This window comes from Sinorhizobium garamanticum, assembly GCF_029892065.1.
GTDB lineage: Bacteria > Pseudomonadota > Alphaproteobacteria > Rhizobiales > Rhizobiaceae > Sinorhizobium > Sinorhizobium garamanticum.
In genome coordinates this window covers 531,369-549,180 of sequence record NZ_CP120375.1, presented here as the reverse complement: position 1 = coordinate 549,180, position 17,812 = coordinate 531,369, and the positions used below count along the sequence as shown (strand labels likewise).

Genomic DNA, 17,812 nt, shown 5'->3' with positions numbered 1-17,812 from the left:
TTTGACCAGCATCCCAAGAGGCGACGACTGTCGCATCTCTAACTGGCTCATGTGTCGCATCTCTAAAATGCCGCTACACGACTGTGGCGGCCAGGTTGAAATGTCCTTTGCGGCGCAAAGTTAAAATGTCACTTTGAGGCGCCACACGGCACGACGACCAGCCCCGATCTGACCGGCTGGTCCGGGTTGCAAGGGAAGATCGGGGCGGGTTAGGGGCACGCATCGGCTTTAGCTTTGAGAGCGGACGCCCTGTTACCTTTTTTCTTACTGATGACAGAGCCTCTTATGCGTCATTGACAGCGGTCACAAACCGATGAGGGTGAATATGGTGATGAAGAGTACCACGTTGAACAGGCTCAAAGTGATCAGCAATCTTGCGTGGGTTTTCCGCTGAGAAAAGAAAAATGACATATAGTTCGAATCGCGTCGCATCAAAGGAAAGTCTTTAATGACGAGGTGTCCAATAATCCCAATGAAGACGCCCGCACCTAAAAAAAGACAAATACCGATGATGTTGATTAACGCTACCTCCACGCAAATCTCCCATTCGCTGCAGAAACCTCATATGGAGTTCATCTATATATAACTTATTTGAAGAATACTCTACTTAACCGTAGAGCTTGATCACTCCGCGGCATCAAGATGGGAAAGTGACTGCCGCCGCCGAGCGATGACCGCTGGATCGTTCATGAAATCCGTCCGCTTGCCCGGCTTTCGACCCCGCGGCGTGTAGCGATTCTTCTGGTTGTTGGTCTTCACCTTCGGCGCCGGCAACTGATCCTGTCGCTCCTTGATGTAGGCCAGCACATCGGAAAGCCGCTTGTTCTCGGTGATCGCCGCATGCGTCACCCGCTGGTCCTTGTCGAACACCCGGTAGGGCAGGGAATGCCCCTTCCAGCGCACATCCAGCCGGCCATCGGCAAGGGCGTAGGTCTCGACATAGCGACCGACCAGTCCGCGCGTCACCTCCGTCTCTTCCAGCATGATCCGCTGGCGCTCGTAGGAGAACGTCAACTGGGCACCGACATAACGCTGCTCACGTTTGCACAGGACGTCGCGCAGCCGATCCTGGGCAAGATTCAGCGACCGATGCAGATCATCAGGTCGGGCAGGGGCAATGGCAAATTGCCGGTTATAGCGCTCCATGAACCGAGGCAGGAAAGCGTTGCCGTCGTCCATGCCGCAGATGCCCTCCAGGCGCAGATCCTTAATCAAACGGTCCTGTAGCGTCCGGTTCATCCGCTCGACCCGACCCTTGGCTTGGCTCGAGTTTGCGCAAAGAATCTCGATGTTTAGCTCGCAAAGCGCACGCCCGAACTGGGTCATGCCCTGGCCGCCCTTGGCGTCTTTCTTCGACACCCGGAACACCGAATGCTTGTCGGAATAGAAGGCGACCGGAGCACCATGCGCCTGCAGATAGAGCTCCAGCGCCTCGAAATACGTAAACGCGCTTTCCGATCGTACGAAGCGCAACTGCATCAGCTTGCCGGTCGCATCGTCGATGAACACCAGCAGCGAACATGGGTCACCGCGATCCTCGAACCAGCGATGCTCGCTGCCATCGATCTGCACCAGCTCGCCATAGGCCTCGCGGCGCAGCCGCGGCTGGTGGAACGTGCGGCGCTGCTTGCGCGACAGCCACAGGCCGGCCTCCGACATCCATTTGCGCAAGGTCTCGCGCGACACCGTCAGGCCGTCGCGCTCGGCGAGCTTCTCGGCGGCCAGCGTCGGGCCGAAATCGGCATAGCGCTCGCGCACGATCGCTACGGTATAGTCACGCACGCCGTCGCTGATCCGGTTGTTCGACGGTCGGCCGATCGTTCTGTGCCGGATCGATGCCGCACCATCCGTCCGGATCCGCTCCAAGAGCCGGCGAACCTGACGCGTGCTCAAGCCCAGGACATGCGCCGCCGAAACCATCGTCATGCGGCCGTCGACCACCTTCGACAAAACCTCGATCCGCTGCAGATCGCGCTCGCTCATCGCAATCAATCCCATCCGCAATCTCCCACGTCATTGAAAACGCGGCGAGAGTGACATTCTTACTTTGCAGGAACAGGACACTTTAACTTTGCGGTGGAGAATCTAATCCAAGTGCAACAATGACGAGTGGAGGGTAGGGGATTACCCGCAATCGCGCAAATGGGCCATGAAGACCTCGGCGGGCGTGCGGTAACCAAGGCACTTCCTGGGCAGTGAATTGAGATGGTGGGCGAGGGCGACCAGTTGCGGCTGGCTGACGGCGGACAGGTCCGTATCGCTCGGCACAAAGCGACGGATGCGCTTGTTGGTGTTCTCGACCGCGCCTTTCTGCCACGGTGAATTCGGATCGCAAAACCAGCTCCTGGCGCCGAGTCCATCTTCCAAAGCCTTGAAACCGCGAAACTCGGTACCACGGTCGAAGGTGAAGCTCTGCCGGGCAAAGGCGGGTAGCGGTGAGAAGGCATCGATGATCTTGTCGATGAGCGGACGAGAGTGACGGCTGCCATTCTTGATCATCACCGTGTAGCGGCTCTTGCGCTCGACCAGCGAGGTGACATTGGCTTCACCAAGGTCGCGCCGGAAGATCAGGAGATCACCCTCCCAGTGGCCGAACTGAGAGCGATCGGCAATGAAATCAGGGCGTTGGCTGATCCTGCAGTCCAACGGGATCGAGCCGTCACGGGGTTTGCGGGAGCGGCGTGGGCGGCGCTTACGACGGCCTTCCGGCAGATGCTGATAGAGCTCCAGCGCATAATCTTCCTTGCTATAGATGAAGCGATAGATCGTCTCGGTGCAGACGCGGACGGCGCTCACACCATCGGCAAGCAGACGGCCGGCGATCTGCTCCGGCGACCAAAGTGCCTTCAGCTGCTCGATGACCAGTTCGCGTAATTGCGCGTGGCGGCTGAGCTTGCGCAGCCGTCGCCGACGCTCCTTCGAGATGTCGTTGGCGATACCGCTGTAATAGCCGCTGTATTCCGGAAACTCGGCATCATGAAAGGTATTGCGCTTCAGTTCACGATAGATCGTCGATCGATGCCGACCGAGTTGGCGGGCGATCTCAGCAATCGGCACCTTGCGTTCGAGAAGCTGATGCACGCGTCGGCGATCGGGAAGGGTGAGCTGCAAATAGCACTGCGACATCCAAAAATCTCCAGGGCGAAGCCTTTGTTTTTATTGGCATGTCGCACTTGGAAATAGAATGTACCCCGGCTGCACGAGCCGATCGCATAATATGTATTATGGAACTATGGCGTTGATATTGTTTCTCAAATATCTAATCTTGAAACTTATGTTCCTGCTTGGCGTTCCGGAATGCGATAGTCGTGCCGTTCACACATCCCAGGTTCGGCCCAAACCGCGTGTTCAGACGGCGGTTGGTTTCTCTCCTTCCGAACTGCCCAGAGGGCGTGCTTGGCTATCGCTAGGTGCGCCCTAACCTTGCAAATCCCGTATATTCCAGCTAGATATATTCGTATATTCCCAAATGGGATATCCGTCCCCAGGAGAAACCCGATGTCTCTCTACATTCGCGATGATGCGGTTGACGAACTGGCGAAGCAGGTCCAGCAGGTCATCAAGGCTCCCAACAAGACCGAGGCGGTGCGTACAGCGCTGCTCAACGAGCTGGAACGCGCCCAGAAAGCTATACCATTGAAAGAACGTATTAAAAAGATTCAGGATGATGTTCGTGCTGCTATGGGTCCGGATGACCCGAATTTCGATATGAAGAAATTCACTGATGAACAGTGGGGCGGCATCTGATGTTTCTGGACGCCTCCGCCATCGTTGCTATCGTGGGCAACGAGGAAGACGCAGATTTTCTGATCTCCAGAATCGAAAATTCGAAAAATCAGATCTACTACTCATCGATTTCGATTTACGAGGCCGTCATCAGCCTTGCTCGCAAAAAGCGGGACGCGGCATTCGGCAACCAAGTGCCGATCCCGCCTCATTTGATTGATCTGGCGCAGAAACACATTGACGCATTCCTTGAGGCGATCGGCGCGAAAGAAATGGCTATCGGCAGTGCTATGCATCGCAAGGCGGTCGAAGCCTGTCGTACCTATGGGGGCGTTGTCGCCCATCCGGCAAGGCTCAATTTCGGAGACTGCTTCTCCTATGCGTGCGCGAAAGCGTACCGCATCCCCCTGCTCTTCAAAGGCGACGATTTCTCAAAAACAGACATCGAGGCGGCCTAGGCTTGCCGCAAGCGTGTTGGGACGGGGAACGGCTCCCTTTCCAGCGCTTCCCCCTGACCCCTAAACAGCTGATCGTTTCTGCACGCCGACCCCGTTTGTACGGCGTTTAACGTCTTTTCGCGGCCGCGCTTCTCTCCGGGATCGGCCTCAGCCCTCCCACAATGGGGTCCAGTAGATGATGTGGTCCAATCTATGGCGTACGCCGCTCTCGCCTAAATCGGGCCTGAAAGCCGCCGGGCCAGCGCTCGCGCGATGCGCAGCCGCTACACCCTCTTGCGCATGCGCTTACGGCGAGGCACCAGGCCGTACATCGTCATCAGGTTTTCCTTGTCAAAATTGCCATCCGCACGGCCGTTGAACGACACACTTTCACGCGCAGCGTGGAATGGGTCTCAATCGCTGTCCTTTCTCGGCATCAAAGGCGGCCGAGCGCCAATTTCGCGCTGTTCTTGTTCCGACGTTCCGTGTCTGGCGACGTCTGATATGCTACATGGCACGGCTAGATCCATGATTGTTTTAAAAGACTTTTCTTCTTTGGCACGGTAGGTGCAAGGGTGTCCGCGAACGCCTCGCTCATGTAGGAGAGAAGTTTGTCGGAAAATGATTTGCAATGGCTGTCGGGAGCGTTCTTTAAGGAGTTGTTGGCATGCGCGTAGAAAACGATCATTGCGATGTGATCGGTGTGCCGGCCGCTCCCACTGAACTTGATAATCTGTCTTCTGCGATTCTGCAGCAGGGGGGGATGGCGCGAGTGTCGCTGCCAGGCGATGTGGTGACCTGGGCGGCAGGTCGTCACCAGACGCTCAGGCGGATGCTTTCCGACCAGCGTTTCAACAGGGACTGGCGTCAGTGGCGGGCGCTGCAGGACGGCGAGATTCCCGAGGATCATCCGCTGATCGGGATGTGCAAAGTGGACAACATGGTCACGGCGCATGGCGCCGATCACCGGCGCTTGCGCGGCCTGCTGTCCAGGAGCTTCGTGCCCGGTCGTATCGCCTTGCTGGCGCCACGTATCGAACAATGCGTCGATCGACTCCTGGCCGAGATGGCGCAGCGCGGCGGCAGTGCCGATCTGATGAGCGAGTTCGCCGTTCCGCTGCCCACCAACGTGATCGCCGAGCTGTTCGGTTTGCCGTACGAACAGCGCGAGGAGATCGTCGCGCTCACCTACAGCCTGGCCAACACCTCCGCCACAGCCGCAGAGGTGCGACAGACGCGGCAGCGCATCCCGGAGTTCTTCCGTCGCTTGATCGCGCTCAAGCGGGGCCAGCTCGGCGACGATCTGGCTTCGGCCCTGATCGTCGCGCGCGACAACGGCGAGCTCGTTTCCGACACCGAGCTCATCGACATGCTATTCATGGTGCTCTCTGCGGGCTTCGTAACCACCACCGGCGTCATCGGCAATGGCGTGCTTGCTTTGCTGACGCATCCGCAGCAACTGCACCTGGTGCGCAGCGGCCAAGTTCCGTGGTCACAGGCGATCGAGGAGATCCTGCGCTGGGGCAGCGCAGTGGCCAATCTGCCGTTCCGCTATGCCACCCAGGACGTGGAGATCGACGGATGCATGGTCCGCCGCGGCGACGCCGTCCTGATGGCGTTCCATGCGGCGAACCGGGACGAAAAGGCCTTCGGTCCCGGCGCCGACAGGTTCGATGTCACCCGGCGGCAAAACCCGCACCTGTCGTTCGGCGAAGGACCGCATTCATGCCTGGGCGCTGCGCTGGCGCGCCTGGAATTGCGCTGCGCCTTCCCCGCGCTGTTCGGGCGGCTGGAGGATCTGGCGCTGACCATCGCCGCGGAGGACGTCGTCTACATGCCGTCTTACGTCATTCGCTGCCCGCAGCGCCTGCCGGTCACCTTCCGCCCTTCCATCGCTTAGAGAGTGCGGCATTCACCCCGAATTCGGTGATTCTCGGTTCGCCGGGATTGCTGGTCTCGCACGATCGTGGCGCCGGCCTTCAGCAACCGCAGGGTGAAGCTGCTTGCGCAGCAGGTCGAGGCGATCGCCGCGCAGTTGTTCGAGACGATGGCGGCCCAGCCCCAGCCCGCCAACCTGCGGCGCCACCTCTCCTTTCCGCTTCCGGCCATGGTCATCAGCGCGCTGATGGGCGAATGCGCAAGCACGAACTGCTGAGCGAAGCCGAGCGGGAACAACTACTGGGATTCCCGGCGGATTGTGACGACCTGGCCCGACTTTACACCTTTGAGCCCGGCGACCTCGATCTGACCCGGCGTCGCCGAGAGGGCCCCAATCGCCTCGGCGTTGCCCTTCAGCTTGCGCTGTTTCGCCGCCCGGGCATGCCCCTCGCTCAAATTCTTCAGAGCTACGGCGGGCCGAAGGAGATAGCATGAGGAAACAAAAGCAAACCCCGCTCTTGACCGACGCGCGAAACGCCGAAATCAATACCAATGAACATCAACCAGGCGGGCGAAAGTCGATCCGGCGAGCTGTACTGTCCGGCATTTGCCGGATTCGATTCGAAGCTTTTGTTGTCAATGAGGGGTTTAAGGCCGTCGATAACGCAACGCTGGAAGAGTTCGCTGAGGCGTCGGAAAAGTCCTCTCGAGCTGAACTATGTGCATCCTTTTTGGGAGGAAAACGGAAGGGCTCAGGAGGCGTTCGTTTCGCGGCTACGTCGCCACTACGGGCTCGAAATCGAACCAAACCGCGCATGATCGAGGGCTCGATCGAGACCACGAACAACCCCTCCAGTCCGGGTGACGCAGCGCGTCATTAGGACGCGATGAACCCGGCCCGCAACGAGGCCATCCGATCGGCATTCGACTTGCGCGCGGTCGGCGAGGAGCCCCTGTACCATCATGTTCGCACTGCCCGCGCTGGGGAAGAAATTACCGGCCAGGTCTCTCGGCCACGATAATCGCGTTTGCGAGCCTTGTGACCGATCCGGGGATTGTCGCAGCCAATCGCGCGGACCTGCCGGAGAAGTTGCCGGACGACAAGGAAATCACCTTCACTGCCCGGTCGGACTTTCCCCGCCTTGGCGAGAGCAGTCGGGCCAGGAGGCGCAAATGACGGCACAGCGCAGTCGTGAGAGTACGATGACGATCGGGCCGTAACGGGCGCGGCTTTTAAGCTCAAAAAGCCATCCATACCCCGGAAGGGCGCCAACCTTCTGAGCGCCAGTTCGTCGATTTTCAGAAGAGTCATAGTTGAAGGAAGTGCGCTGAGGCGGTTTTTGCACCCGACCGCTACGGCGAAACTTGTCGATAGGAGCAGCCATGAACGGCAATGAAGCGGGCGCGCATCTGGACGAGTCCGATCTGCTACGCGCCCACATGGACTCGGGAATAGCGCTGGCCAAGGCCGGCAGAGCGCGCCTTAGGCTGGCCCTACCCCATCATCGCGATCTCGTGGTTAGCAACCACAGTCTGGCATTTAGAACCCTGTGCATCGCCTACGAGGTCGCCGCGTTGACGAAGACCTCCGCAAGGAAATCCCCCGCCGCGAGGAACTTCTGGCGGAACATGAAAAACTATGCCGCGGCATAGAGGTCGACGCGGTCGCAATGTTGGATGGTGAGACAAGCAATCGGTGGCCCTAGGCCGACCTAGTTGCTCACTCATCCATCGTGAGACTCCCCTTCGTTAGCATTTGCATCAAAGCCAGTTCGCTTCGAACTCTGCTGATACAAGTGAAAGAGCATTCTGCCCAATTCTGTGCCCCCGTCGCTGTCGGGCTCCAGATCATTTGCTCCGCATGCATAGAAATGCACCTTCGAAGCATCTTTATTTCTTCGTCGCCAATCCCCATGTCCGACGGATCTTTCATGACGCTCATCTGCAGTCGCTGAAATCAGAGCGGCCGCAAGCTTTTCGTTGGATAGTGCAAAGACAGGCCAGAAACCGCGATAACAACAATGGCGCTCTCTGGCCGCGCGGATTTTCCCAGGTATCCGGCGTCGAGTTCGCCATCCATCGTTCAATGCCTGCCAAGCTCGGAGAGAGTGAATATCTCTTCGCGGTTCTCAACGGCCCACATCGGCACCTTCCCTCTCGAACCGGTGTCAGGTAAGGAATCGCAACCGATTCCGACCCCGCAACCCCAAATCAGCTAACCGATTTCTGCCGATTCAGAAAGTCCCCGGACGGACTTAGTCCGGCGTTTTATCGCAGTTTGCTGGACGCGAGCAGCTTGTGAGGGGTGCAACCGAACGAGGCGCTGCTCCCACAGTCGTCGCAGGCCCTCCATCAGACCTTCACGCTTACCCTGATCCGGCCCAATTGCATCGAGGAGCTCTCCCAGGACGGATTCGCCCTCAATCCGCATCAGCAGTTCAAACAAGTCATGTGAAATTCGCACACTGTCACTGTTGGAGTGGGTCGTACGGATCTCGCAGACTGTCTCCTGACGATCTCCCGCTGTGTAAACGCGGGCTTGATGGAGCGACGTATAAGGCGGCAATGAAACCGCGAGCGCAGTCCAATCCTGCAGCGTTGCAGCCCGCTTTTTGACTAGGAACGGCCCGACCACAAGTCCATCCAGCTCTGTCGTCAAAAATGTGGCAATCGCGTCTGCAACCGAATCCACGATCGGCTCGGCATTGTTGTTAAAGGACGTATTGAGCAGAATTGGGGTGCCTGTCCGCTTCTTGAATGCATTGATGAGCTCCCAGTACGCGGGATTGGCCTTGCGCGATACTGTTTGCAGGCGAGCGGTACCGTCCACGTGCGTGATAGCGCCTAGCAAGGCGCGCTTTGAGTCACGCACACGAACGACGAAATTCATGAATGGAAATTCGTGCCTGCCATCCGGAAGGTCGAAAAATTCGCTCGCGTCTTCTTCCAGCACAGATGGTGCGAACGGCCGATAGCCTTCGCGCTTCTTGACCATCGCATTGATCCGGTCCTTGTTTGCGGCGGGTCGAGGGTCGGCAAGAATGCTACGGTTGCCCAGCGCACGTGGCCCGAACTCCGAACGACCCTGCACCCAGCCGATCACGGCGCCGTTGGCGATCCAGTCGGCTGCACTGCTTGCCACGTCATCAGAGCGTTCAAACTCGAGATGTCCGGCCCATGCATTCAGTTCCTGCTGCACGGCGCAGTCGCTGCCGAGATCAGGCCCCCAATAGACGTCCTGCAGTCGCTCACGGCGCGCGGGACGGCCCAGCTCGTTAGACACGATCAGCGCAGCGCCCAACGCGCAACCGGCGTCGTGAGACGCAGGCTGCACGAAGATGTCTTCGAAAAGCCCTGAATACAGCAGCTTACCGTTCATCGTGCAGTTGTGGGCAACGCCCCCAGCCAGGCACAACCGCTTCATGCCGGTGGTCTCACGGTGATGCCGGACAATGTGGAACACGATCCGCTCCAGCGCTTCCTGCAGTGATGCACTCACATCTCGATGCTGCTGGGTGAACGGCATTCCCTTTCGCCTGACCTCGAGGTTGCGGAGCAACGCCGGACCGATGCGGTCGAGGTAAACACGGTAGCCACCGTTGGCGGAGAGCTCGTAAAAGCGTTCGAAGATCTCGCGATAGGGAGCGGGATCGCCGTAGGGGGCGAGTCCCATGACCTTATATTCATCGAACATGCCGTAGCCGAGATACCGGATTGTCTCGAGATAAAACAGCCCAAGGGAATTGTTCTCGGGGAAGGCCTCGAGTTGTGTAATTTCTGTGCCAGACCCAACGGCCAAGAGGCCCGACAGGAAATCCCCACAGCCATCAATCGCTAGAATAAGACTTCGTTCGAAGCCCGACATTGCAAAAGCGCTCACGGCGTGCGCCTGGTGATGACTTACGAATGAAATACGCGAACTGTCCAACTCCGAACCGAATTCACGGGCTAACAGATGCTGCACCAGCACCTTAGCACCCAGAGGAATGGAGGCGTCAGCAGTTGTGACCATCGATCCTGACCCAGCCGACTGTTGCAATCGAGCGGACATACCGTCAAGCAAGGCGTTGGCATAGGGCTCGCTGGCGTAGACGGCGACACGATCAATGTCGCTGAGCTGAACCCCCGCCGTTGAAAGACAGTATTGAATCGCACGACTTGGGAACTTGTTGGAGTGTTTGATCCGATTGAGGCGTTCCTCTTCTACGGCCGCTATCACCTGTCCGTCTCGGACGAGCACCGCGGCGCCATCGTGCATAAAGGCGTTCGGAAGCTCGGACCGGTTTTCATGGACTTGGTCAAGTCCGCCGCTAATTCCTAGACACAGCATTTTGTTCCTCATACGGTGACGGCAACCTAAATTGGCCCGCCATCTAAATAGGCGGCATTTTCTCCTTAGCGGCGCGCGTAAGGTGCTTTTGTCCATGCAACATTTCGGAAGAGTGATGAAATCGTTTGTTTCGATCAAACCCATCCACGTTATGGATGACTGCCGGACATGCGCTTCAAAGGGCTTCAGGCGCCAAGCTTGACTGCCGTGTGGCGCGCCGGCCTGTCGAAGGCGACATCGGTCTCATCGTCGTTCATCATTTGGCCGCCGGGGTTGCGCGCCAAGTTCTGCGTGCTCCAATCGTCGTTACCTACCTCGTGGTGCATGCCTACGCAGCGTCGCCGAGCGCGCCGATCTTGCGAAGCCGTCCGATTCGGTCGGGGATTGTTTCCGGGCACACTCGTCGATGAGTTCATGAAGCAGCGGCGGGTGAATCGAGTGGCGAGGTATATTCCCTTGTGCTCGGACATAACGCTTCCCGCCGCGCGTCACGCTATGAGACAGGAATGGCGCTGCCGACTCGTGTATCGTTAGACGCTGCATCCGGAAGCGACAAGCGAGTCGCGGTTGCGACAATACAGTGCGGCTTTCCTACACGGCCTCCCAACAGCCCCCAAACACCCCTTGAATTCAAATATATCTGACTGGCACGTGTCCTGCCTAGAAGTGAGGCGAAGCGGTTAGTTTCAACCGCTTCGGATACGTTCATCGAGGCTTTCGAAGGGGCAAGCCATGGATTTAGAAGCCTGTGCATCGCATACGAGGTCGCCGCGTTGACCGTCGAAGACCTCCGGACGGAAATCCCCCGCCGCAAGGAAGCTGCTGGCGGAGTGTGAAAAACTATGCCGCGACATAGAGGCCGACGCGGTCGCAATGTTGGATGATGAGAGAAGCAATCGGTGGCCCTAGGCCGGCTTAGTGGATTGATCGAGACAAAAGAGTCCAATTTGGATTCCGATGCGTTCTCGAATGTGCGACGATCCGCCATGCGCTCCGGGATTACATTTGACGTGACCGCCGCCGACAGGGTTCGGCTCGAAGCCATCGTTGCGAACCGCGGTTCGCCGCAGAAACACGTGTGAGCGCGCTAAGATCATCCTGATGAGCGACGACGGCCTGGGAACGGTGGCGATCATGGCGGCAACCGGCAAGTCGAAAACCTGTGTGTGGCGATGGCAGGAGCGTTTCATAGCCGAGGGCGTCGATGGTATTCTGCGCGACAAAAGCCGGCCACCCGGCATCGCGCCCCTCGACCCGGAACTGGTTGATCAGGTCGTCGCGCTGACGCTGGAAACGCCCAGGCAGGAGGCCTCGCACTGGAACGTGCGTGCGATGCCCAAGGCCGTCGGGATCGCGGCCTCTTCGGTCGTCAAGATCTGGCACGAGTACGGCCTTGCGTCGCACCGCTGGCGCAGCTTCAAACTGTCGAATGACAAGGCCTTTGCCGAGAAACTGCATGACGTCGTGGACGCTACGTCTGCCCTCCAGCCCATGCCATTGTCCTGTCCGTCGACGAAAAGAGCCAGATCCAAGCGCTGGACCGGACACAGCCGGGACTCCCGTTAAAGAAGGGTCGTGGTGGCACGATGACCCATGATTACAAGCGCCATGGCACCACCATCCTGTTTGCCGCCCTCAATGTTCTCGATGGCTCCATCATCGGCCGCAACATGCAGCGTCATCGGCATCGGGAATTCATCCGTTTCCTCAATGCCATCGAGGCCGAACTGCCGAAGGATAAGGCCGTCCACGTCATCCTTGATAACTATGCGACACACAAACAGCCGAACGTTCGCGCCTGGCTGGCAAGACATCCGCGATGGACGTTCCAAACCGTGCCCTAACTGTGCCGAGCGCATATTGCATAGCCCTGCCACTCGGCATCGCGTCGGTGAAGTAGTGACGACAGCGGTAATCGCTGCCGACGAAACTGGTCGGTTCGCCGGCGTTGCTCGCGGCAACCGCATGCCCTCAGGATTGATGACGTAGATCATAGAAGAGGCGGCATCACGCGCGATGGCGCGAAGCTTGTCATCGAGCGCCGCTTGCTTGGCAGAGCTGGCACTGCAAAGCATCTCCTGAACCGGCGCCGCTTTGCCTGTGGATCTACCGCGTCGACAAGCGCGGCCGCTGACTGGCGCCCGCGAATCTCCCGTGAATGCATCCATTCCGCAAATGTCGCTCATCAAAGCAATCGATTACCCAAATTTTTCGATGAGGAATATGAAGGCGTCGCATGGTGGTGGTTGGGTTGCATCATAAGGAGTAACTGCGATGGTAAACATAATCGAGGGTAGGTCCTCGCGTCCCGAAAGCCTCATCGGCACCGATCTCGAGGATTGGATGGGGGGTTACCAGGGCAATGACCGGCTTGAGGGTCGTCGCGGCAATGACCAGATCGACGGTGGTGATGGCTATGATCACGCCATCGGCGGCGAGGGAAATGACGGAATCTGGGGCGGAACGGGCGACGACTATCTTCGCGGCGACAACGGCCGCTTCCAACCGCGCATCGTCGGTGAGGATAATGACAAGCTCTTCGGCGGTCCCGGCAATGATGTCCTCTACGTGGGTGACGGCAACGACAATTTGACTGGGGCGGCCGGCAATGACACCTTCCTGTTCCAGTTCCACAATCCGATCCCTGGGGTCCTGGGGACGGCGTCGGACATTACCACTATCCTCGATTTCAACGCTAAGGAGGACACTTTCGTCTTCGATGCGGTGGGCCTCGGCGACGACGGTTTTGGCGCGAACTTCGTCAACAACGCCGCCGGACCGTCTGGCAGCCCGGTGAGCAGCTTCTACAGCGGTCCAGGAGCGGGTGCAAAGGGCGAGCATGTCGTGGTGATCACTGACGAATCTTTTGAGACTGCCTCTGCCGCAGCGCGTGAGATTTCCGGCGAGAAATCCGGCGACATTATCGCCTACCACGACGGCCTGAGCAAAATGGCGAAGCTGGCGTATGTCACCGGCGAGAACCAGGCGCATGACTTCGTCAATATAAATGGTGTGCCGGACTTTACCGCCATGGCCGGTCTGACCGCGTGGGACTTCACCTACATTTAATCCGGAAAACCCATATGGAACCCGCGCCCCGCCACCCCCGGCGGGCGCTTTCCTTTCCGATACTTGCCGCTGGCCCTAGGTCCGGGAGCGGGCGCAGAGTACTTAAAGCGTGTGGGTCGCGCCGGAATCCTCCCTGAGGCTGACATAGTCGAGGCGGTAAGGCCGTTCTGGCCTGCTGCCATATGCCGGGATGGACATGTTAGGCGCGGAGCACTGGCCCTGTTCATGCTGCAGGTCTACGACCGCGTTCTGGCAAGTGGCAGCGTACCGACGCTGGTGGGGCTCGTCGTGCTTGCTGCGGGACTTTTTGCGTTCCCATGCCTGCTTGACATTCTTCGCGGCCGCGTGCTGCTGCGGATCGGCGAGCGTTTCGATGGACAGTTTTCCGGACGTGTTCACGATGCGATCGTTCGCCTTCCGCATTCAACGCGCATGCCTGGCGACGGGTTACAGCCGCTACGCGATCTCGACAATGTTCGTGCATTCTTAGGTGGAAACGGTCCGACGGCGTTCTTCGATCTGCCGTGGGTGCTGTTTTATCTTGGCATTTGCTTCCTCTTTCACTTCTGGATTGGCATGACGGCGCTTATCGGGGCGATCGTCCTCATATCTCTGGCACTTCTTGCCAACGCTCTCTCGCGACGGGCGATACATGATACGATTGCCCTCGTACGCAACGGTCTACTGGAAGCAGCGCGCCGCAATGCCGAGGTCGTGGAAGCTCTCCGTCTCGGAAAGAGGATCACTGCCCGATGGCACAGGGCCAATACCAAGTATCTGGCCGCCAACCGGGAAAGCCGAGGACGTGGCAGGTGGGCTCGGTGGCATTTCGAGATCGCTGCGCGTGATGCTGCAATCGGCCATTCTTGCCGTCGGTGCGTATCTTGTCATTAGGCAGGAGGCTACGGCCGGGATCATGATCGCCAGCTCGATCATGATGGGGCGTGCGCTGGCTCCGGTCGCTCAGACCATTTCAAGCTGGAAACCCTTCCTCGTGGCGCGACAGGGTTGGGCGCGGCTGGAGGACCTCCTGGCAAAGCTTCCTCAAACCGCTCCTGGCATGCCACTACCTGCACCTGAACGCGAATTGCGCGTCGAAGGCGTGACAATCTTTCCGCCCGGCGAAAGCAAGTCAACCGTGACCGGCCTTGCGTTTGCCGTTCAGGCGGGAAGCGCACTCGGGGTCATCGGTGCATCGGGTTCCGGCAAGTCGACACTCTCGCTCGCCATCGTCGGCGCATGGGCGCCCGTCGCCGGAAAGGTTCGTATCGACAGCGCAGGCTTCGATCAATGGGACCGGGAAGCACTAGGCCGTCATATTGGCTATCTGCCGCAAGGCGTTGAACTGTTCGACGGAACCATTGCCGAAAACATCGCTCGTTTTGAAGATGATCCTGACCCTGAGGCTATTGTCGCGGCGGCGAAGGCTGCGGGCACGCACGACTGCTACGAAACTCCGATCGGTGAGGCCGGCTCGGCACTTTCCGCCGGGCAGCGCCAGCGTATCGGTCTGGCCCGTGCTCTTTATCGCGACCCTTGCCTTGTTGTGCTCGATGAACCTAATGCCAATCTCGATGCGGAAGGCGAGGCCGCCGTCGTTAAGGCGATCGCCTCCGTGCGCGAGCGCAAGGGCATTGCGGTTGTGGTCGCCCATCGGCCGAGCGCCATTCGCGCCGTGGATTACGTGCTGGTGATGGAAGGTGGGCGGCAGCGAGCATTCGGTCCGCGTGACAATGCGCTTTCCAAGGTCCTGAAGGGGGCAGCGGTGGCACCGGGCGCTGAGGTCAAGGCGATCGAGTGCACACAGGTTAACAAGAGAGAGCGCGCTCGTGGACAGGAGTTCGATGGTCGGCATTCATCAGAACAATGACATTTCCCAACTCCATTCACCGCCACCTGGCGGGCCTTTTGGCGAGCGTGATCTTTGTCGGAGGTGCCGGAGCCTGGGGGGCCGTCACGAAGCGACTGGAGACGCCGCTGACTAACAGCGACACTCATCGCTCACCGCGAGCGGCCGCATAGTAGGCCGCCCGAACGTTGCGCCAGAACTCGACGAACCGGCTCGCCATTGCTCGCCGCCGCCGTCACGCGGTGTGACATAGTCAATTTCGTCGAGGCGAGGACTACGGTGCGGTCGAATTGACCGAGTGACCGAGTGCTGCCTGGAATTGACGCGCGGCCTCGGCAAGTGATGGGGCAGAAAGGCTCGCATCCACCTCGGCGTAAGCGCGGCCGGATGCTTTGAGGCAAGGAGGGAGAGAGTGATGGAGTGGAGCAGTCCCGCTGCATCCACGCCAAAAACGTCGTCCGGTTGGCAGTCGATGAACAGCGCGACGGCATTGAGTACGCTGTACCACGAAGGGCTTTGGCGCAGGTCGGCAATTAGATCGTTTACGTCCTCCAGGCCCACCGAAAGCCGGACAAGGTCTTCCCCAACGCCCGAGACCATGAGGGCATCTTTTCGATCGTTCGCCGCGCTCGAGTGATGCTGGCCGGATGATAAATCAGGCAATCAGGCTGTCCGTGTCGCCCAGGCTCACCGCGCGTGTCAGCAACTTCAAGCGGTTCAGCATTGTTCATGCACCATCGAAGCCCGCATGAAGGCCGAAGGCCAGCATGCCGGACCCCTGGGCCATCTGCCTGCGGGCTATTGCATGATCGGCATGCGATTCCAGGAAACGGTAGCTCACGCCGATTTCTGCGAGGGCGACCGGTATCGCAGTATGATGCCACCCGGCACCACCTTTCAGAAATCACGCCCGCCGTCACGGCCAACGCGGTCGTCATGCTTCAATGCCTGGCCGGCTCTACTTGTCATCTCCTACCGACACCCGTTGGACGCGCAGTATAAATGTCGGGTACGAAATTCCCTTAAAAGTAATACTTGAAAATAGACTCGACCGAAAGGTCGTTCTCTGGTTCTATCCTGGCGTACTGGTACCGAGTAGCAAGGGCGTAGCAAATGGCTTACGATTGGGATGGAAAGCGCACGCGTCGGCTCCAAATGCTCAGGTTCATGGGAGCTCTGGCTATACCTGCTCTGCTATTCGGCTCCGCCGTTGCGGCACTGCAGTGGAGCGATACGGACGGTCCGGCCGTTAGGGCTCAACTTCGATAGATCTGCGGCGAAGCTGCACCAAATCAGACTGAAACACAGGGGCACAAAGGGTCTCCCGTCGCAACCGGGCGGCGGAGGGAGGGGAATGATGAGTTCAGCGCAAACGACTTTCGATCCAATTGGGCCTGACGAGTTGGAGATGATCGGAAAGGCCTTCCAAGACGAGCTACAAAGGCGAGCTTTGTCACGCAAGTCTGAAGAAGCTGAAGCGCTCGCCGCAAAACTGATCAACGCATATCAGACAGGGATTCGCGACGACCTGGGCTTGAGTATTATCGCTGGGCTGTCCTGAGGCGCAGCGCGCGCATCGGCGAATACAGACTGAGCCGATTGGTGGCTGCGTGCTCAACAGGCTCTCGCACTCATTCAATTGAGTGCCGGCGAGAGCTTCGCGCCAACCAAAGATGACGCAAGTGCGTGCTTATAGGAGCGCCGCCAAGCTCACGAAACTTCAAATCGCTCAAGCATCCTCTTAAGCTGAAGGTTCTGCAGATGAAGCTTTTCAGCGAGTTGGCTCCTCAGCATTTTGATTTCTTCGTCGAGCGTTGCCAGTTCATGGAAAAACAAGTCTCGTGAAGACGAGGGTTGCAAGCCTTGATCATGCTTTTGGGCGACAACGCTCTGCGCAGCCACGTGGGCGTTGGCTCTCTTTTCACGTTCTCGACGCTCGATCTGCGGTTTGCTTTGCGACTTTGTGCTTGCCGCGCTTTTCGGAACCAACGAATTCGCTTCGGCACCCGAATGGTCGTCTTCATGACGCGCAGTTGTTTGAGCCTCTTCAGCATCGGTCGGCGGTGTTAATGCCTGTGCGCCATCGCCTTCCGCCTCATCCGAGGCGACCGACCCTTGATCAACGGAGACGTCCTCAGGTGGGCTGGCAGCGAACGTCGAACTGGGCGGAAGTGCGGACGTATGCTCCACTTCGCTCTCGAGAGCTCCGGTGTCATTCCCGATCGAACTCTCTTGCGCTCCCGCCGATGGCCGCCGGGACATCAATTGGGCAACAAATTTCCACGGTGTTTTCATAGTCTTCCCATCTTGAGCAAGCCGGAAAGCGATTGTTGAGCTACTAATCCCTCACCCCCCATCTGTGATGCGGCTGAGACAGGTTCGACAGCAATCTTCTTCTTTGTCTCCGGTGTCTTTTCCGTGGCGATCGCCTCGACAATCCGGCAATTGGGAACTCTTCTCTTCAGCCATCAGATGATCCCCTTCTGGAAGCGGAAGGCTGTTTTCGACCGAGCGAAAGACCGA

Annotated in this window: 14 protein-coding genes and 4 pseudogenes; 11 read left to right on the top strand and 7 right to left on the bottom strand. The window is 58.7% G+C overall.

Translation table 11 applies throughout. The features are described from left to right. Positions 1 to 303 precede the first annotated feature (303 nt). The 3 genes from PZN02_RS31760 to PZN02_RS31750 all read right to left on the bottom strand — a co-directional run bounded on the left by PZN02_RS31760 (position 304) and on the right by PZN02_RS31750 (position 3,126). Complete coding sequence (locus PZN02_RS31760) at positions 304 to 534, bottom strand: hypothetical protein (protein WP_280663496.1); 231 nt, start codon at positions 532 to 534, stop codon at positions 304 to 306. A gap of 90 nt (positions 535 to 624) precedes the next feature. Beyond that, positions 625 to 1,998 carry an ISNCY family transposase gene (locus tag PZN02_RS31755; protein ID WP_280663495.1) on the bottom strand — a complete coding sequence of 458 codons (1,374 nt, stop codon included), beginning with the start codon at positions 1,996 to 1,998 and terminating at the stop codon, positions 625 to 627. Positions 1,999 to 2,124: 126 nt separating this feature from the next. Next, positions 2,125 to 3,126 (bottom strand): IS30 family transposase, encoded by a 1,002-nt coding sequence (locus tag PZN02_RS31750; RefSeq protein ID WP_013851102.1) that lies wholly within the window; start codon positions 3,124 to 3,126, stop codon positions 2,125 to 2,127. Positions 3,127 to 3,498: 372 nt separating this feature from the next. Here PZN02_RS31750 and PZN02_RS31745 point away from each other — a divergent pair, with 372 nt between their 5' ends. The 7 genes and pseudogenes from PZN02_RS31745 (at position 3,499) to PZN02_RS31715 (ending at position 7,694) form a co-directional block, all read left to right on the top strand. Then, a complete protein-coding gene (locus tag PZN02_RS31745) occupies positions 3,499 to 3,747 on the top strand; it encodes a type II toxin-antitoxin system VapB family antitoxin (protein WP_280663494.1) in 249 nt (82 codons plus the stop codon). Beyond that, positions 3,747 to 4,184, top strand: coding sequence for a type II toxin-antitoxin system VapC family toxin (locus PZN02_RS31740; RefSeq protein WP_280663493.1), 438 nt, complete (start codon positions 3,747 to 3,749; stop codon positions 4,182 to 4,184). Before PZN02_RS31745 ends, PZN02_RS31740 begins: the two co-directional genes overlap by 1 nt. A gap of 646 nt (positions 4,185 to 4,830) precedes the next feature. Beyond that, entirely contained in the window at positions 4,831 to 6,063 is a 1,233-nt protein-coding gene (locus tag PZN02_RS31735) for a cytochrome P450 family protein (RefSeq protein WP_280663492.1), read from the top strand. Beyond that, positions 6,030 to 6,294, top strand: a pseudogene (locus tag PZN02_RS31730) (cytochrome P450); the annotation flags it as partial. The gene PZN02_RS31735 and the pseudogene PZN02_RS31730, both read left to right, overlap by 34 nt. 2 nt (positions 6,295 to 6,296) lie before the next feature. Then, complete coding sequence (locus PZN02_RS31725) at positions 6,297 to 6,536, top strand: DUF4158 domain-containing protein (RefSeq protein ID WP_280663491.1); 240 nt, start codon at positions 6,297 to 6,299, stop codon at positions 6,534 to 6,536. Continuing rightward, positions 6,533 to 6,922: a hypothetical protein gene (locus tag PZN02_RS31720; RefSeq protein WP_280663490.1), complete on the top strand. Its 390-nt coding sequence runs from the start codon at positions 6,533 to 6,535 to the stop codon at positions 6,920 to 6,922. The genes PZN02_RS31725 and PZN02_RS31720 overlap by 4 nt, the downstream gene beginning before the upstream one ends. A 502-nt stretch (positions 6,923 to 7,424) precedes the next feature. Further along, on the top strand, positions 7,425 to 7,694 hold the full coding sequence (locus PZN02_RS31715; protein WP_342394742.1) for a hypothetical protein: 270 nt from the start codon (positions 7,425 to 7,427) through the stop codon (positions 7,692 to 7,694). A 67-nt stretch (positions 7,695 to 7,761) separates the two neighbouring features. Here the strand turns inward: PZN02_RS31715 and PZN02_RS32195 are convergent. Next, positions 7,762 to 7,974 (bottom strand): annotated as a pseudogene (locus PZN02_RS32195) (hypothetical protein). 282 nt (positions 7,975 to 8,256) lie between these two features. After that, entirely contained in the window at positions 8,257 to 10,371 is a 2,115-nt protein-coding gene (locus tag PZN02_RS31710) for a carbamoyltransferase family protein (protein ID WP_280663489.1), read from the bottom strand. Positions 10,372 to 11,357: 986 nt separating this feature from the next. Here PZN02_RS31710 and PZN02_RS31705 point away from each other — a divergent pair. The 3 genes and pseudogenes from PZN02_RS31705 to PZN02_RS31690 all read left to right on the top strand — a co-directional run. Beyond that, positions 11,358 to 12,212 (top strand): annotated as a pseudogene (locus PZN02_RS31705) (IS630 family transposase); the annotation flags it as partial. Between the two features lie 433 nt (positions 12,213 to 12,645). Beyond that, positions 12,646 to 13,440: a calcium-binding protein gene (locus PZN02_RS31695; RefSeq protein WP_280663488.1), complete on the top strand. Its 795-nt coding sequence runs from the start codon at positions 12,646 to 12,648 to the stop codon at positions 13,438 to 13,440. Between the two features lie 225 nt (positions 13,441 to 13,665). Further along, positions 13,666 to 15,310, top strand: a pseudogene (locus PZN02_RS31690) (type I secretion system permease/ATPase). A gap of 111 nt (positions 15,311 to 15,421) precedes the next feature. On the opposite strand, the gene PZN02_RS32190 reads toward PZN02_RS31690, so the two are convergent. Next, the gene (locus PZN02_RS32190; protein ID WP_342394741.1) at positions 15,422 to 15,889 is read right to left on the bottom strand and encodes a PLP-dependent transferase; all 468 of its coding nucleotides are present in this window, start codon (positions 15,887 to 15,889) and stop codon (positions 15,422 to 15,424) included. A 754-nt stretch (positions 15,890 to 16,643) separates the two neighbouring features. On the opposite strand from PZN02_RS32190, the gene PZN02_RS31680 reads away from it, so the two are divergent. Continuing rightward, the gene (locus PZN02_RS31680) at positions 16,644 to 16,850 is read left to right on the top strand and encodes a hypothetical protein (RefSeq protein WP_280663487.1); all 207 of its coding nucleotides are present in this window, start codon (positions 16,644 to 16,646) and stop codon (positions 16,848 to 16,850) included. Positions 16,851 to 16,999: 149 nt separating this feature from the next. On the opposite strand, the gene PZN02_RS31675 is transcribed toward PZN02_RS31680, so the two are convergent. Then, complete coding sequence (locus tag PZN02_RS31675) at positions 17,000 to 17,584, bottom strand: hypothetical protein (RefSeq protein WP_280663486.1); 585 nt, start codon at positions 17,582 to 17,584, stop codon at positions 17,000 to 17,002. Positions 17,585 to 17,812 lie beyond the last annotated feature (228 nt).

What these genes read in the sequence shown, in the direction of transcription:
- PZN02_RS31755 (WP_280663495.1), bottom strand. Translation starts at nt 1,998, where the DNA reads ATGGGATTGATTGCGATGAGCGAGCGCGATCTGCAGCGGATCGAGGTT.
- PZN02_RS31750 (WP_013851102.1), bottom strand. Translation starts at nt 3,126, where the DNA reads ATGTCGCAGTGCTATTTGCAGCTCACCCTTCCCGATCGCCGACGCGTG.
- PZN02_RS31745 (WP_280663494.1), top strand. Translation starts at nt 3,499, where the DNA reads ATGTCTCTCTACATTCGCGATGATGCGGTTGACGAACTGGCGAAGCAG.
- PZN02_RS31740 (WP_280663493.1), top strand. Translation starts at nt 3,747, where the DNA reads ATGTTTCTGGACGCCTCCGCCATCGTTGCTATCGTGGGCAACGAGGAA.
- PZN02_RS31735 (WP_280663492.1), top strand. Translation starts at nt 4,831, where the DNA reads ATGCGCGTAGAAAACGATCATTGCGATGTGATCGGTGTGCCGGCCGCT.
- PZN02_RS31725 (WP_280663491.1), top strand. Translation starts at nt 6,297, where the DNA reads ATGCGCAAGCACGAACTGCTGAGCGAAGCCGAGCGGGAACAACTACTG.
- PZN02_RS31720 (WP_280663490.1), top strand. Translation starts at nt 6,533, where the DNA reads ATGAGGAAACAAAAGCAAACCCCGCTCTTGACCGACGCGCGAAACGCC.
- PZN02_RS31715 (WP_342394742.1), top strand. Translation starts at nt 7,425, where the DNA reads ATGAACGGCAATGAAGCGGGCGCGCATCTGGACGAGTCCGATCTGCTA.
- PZN02_RS31710 (WP_280663489.1), bottom strand. Translation starts at nt 10,371, where the DNA reads ATGCTGTGTCTAGGAATTAGCGGCGGACTTGACCAAGTCCATGAAAAC.
- PZN02_RS31695 (WP_280663488.1), top strand. Translation starts at nt 12,646, where the DNA reads ATGGTAAACATAATCGAGGGTAGGTCCTCGCGTCCCGAAAGCCTCATC.
- PZN02_RS32190 (WP_342394741.1), bottom strand. Translation starts at nt 15,889, where the DNA reads ATGGTCTCGGGCGTTGGGGAAGACCTTGTCCGGCTTTCGGTGGGCCTG.
- PZN02_RS31680 (WP_280663487.1), top strand. Translation starts at nt 16,644, where the DNA reads ATGATGAGTTCAGCGCAAACGACTTTCGATCCAATTGGGCCTGACGAG.
- PZN02_RS31675 (WP_280663486.1), bottom strand. Translation starts at nt 17,584, where the DNA reads ATGAAAACACCGTGGAAATTTGTTGCCCAATTGATGTCCCGGCGGCCA.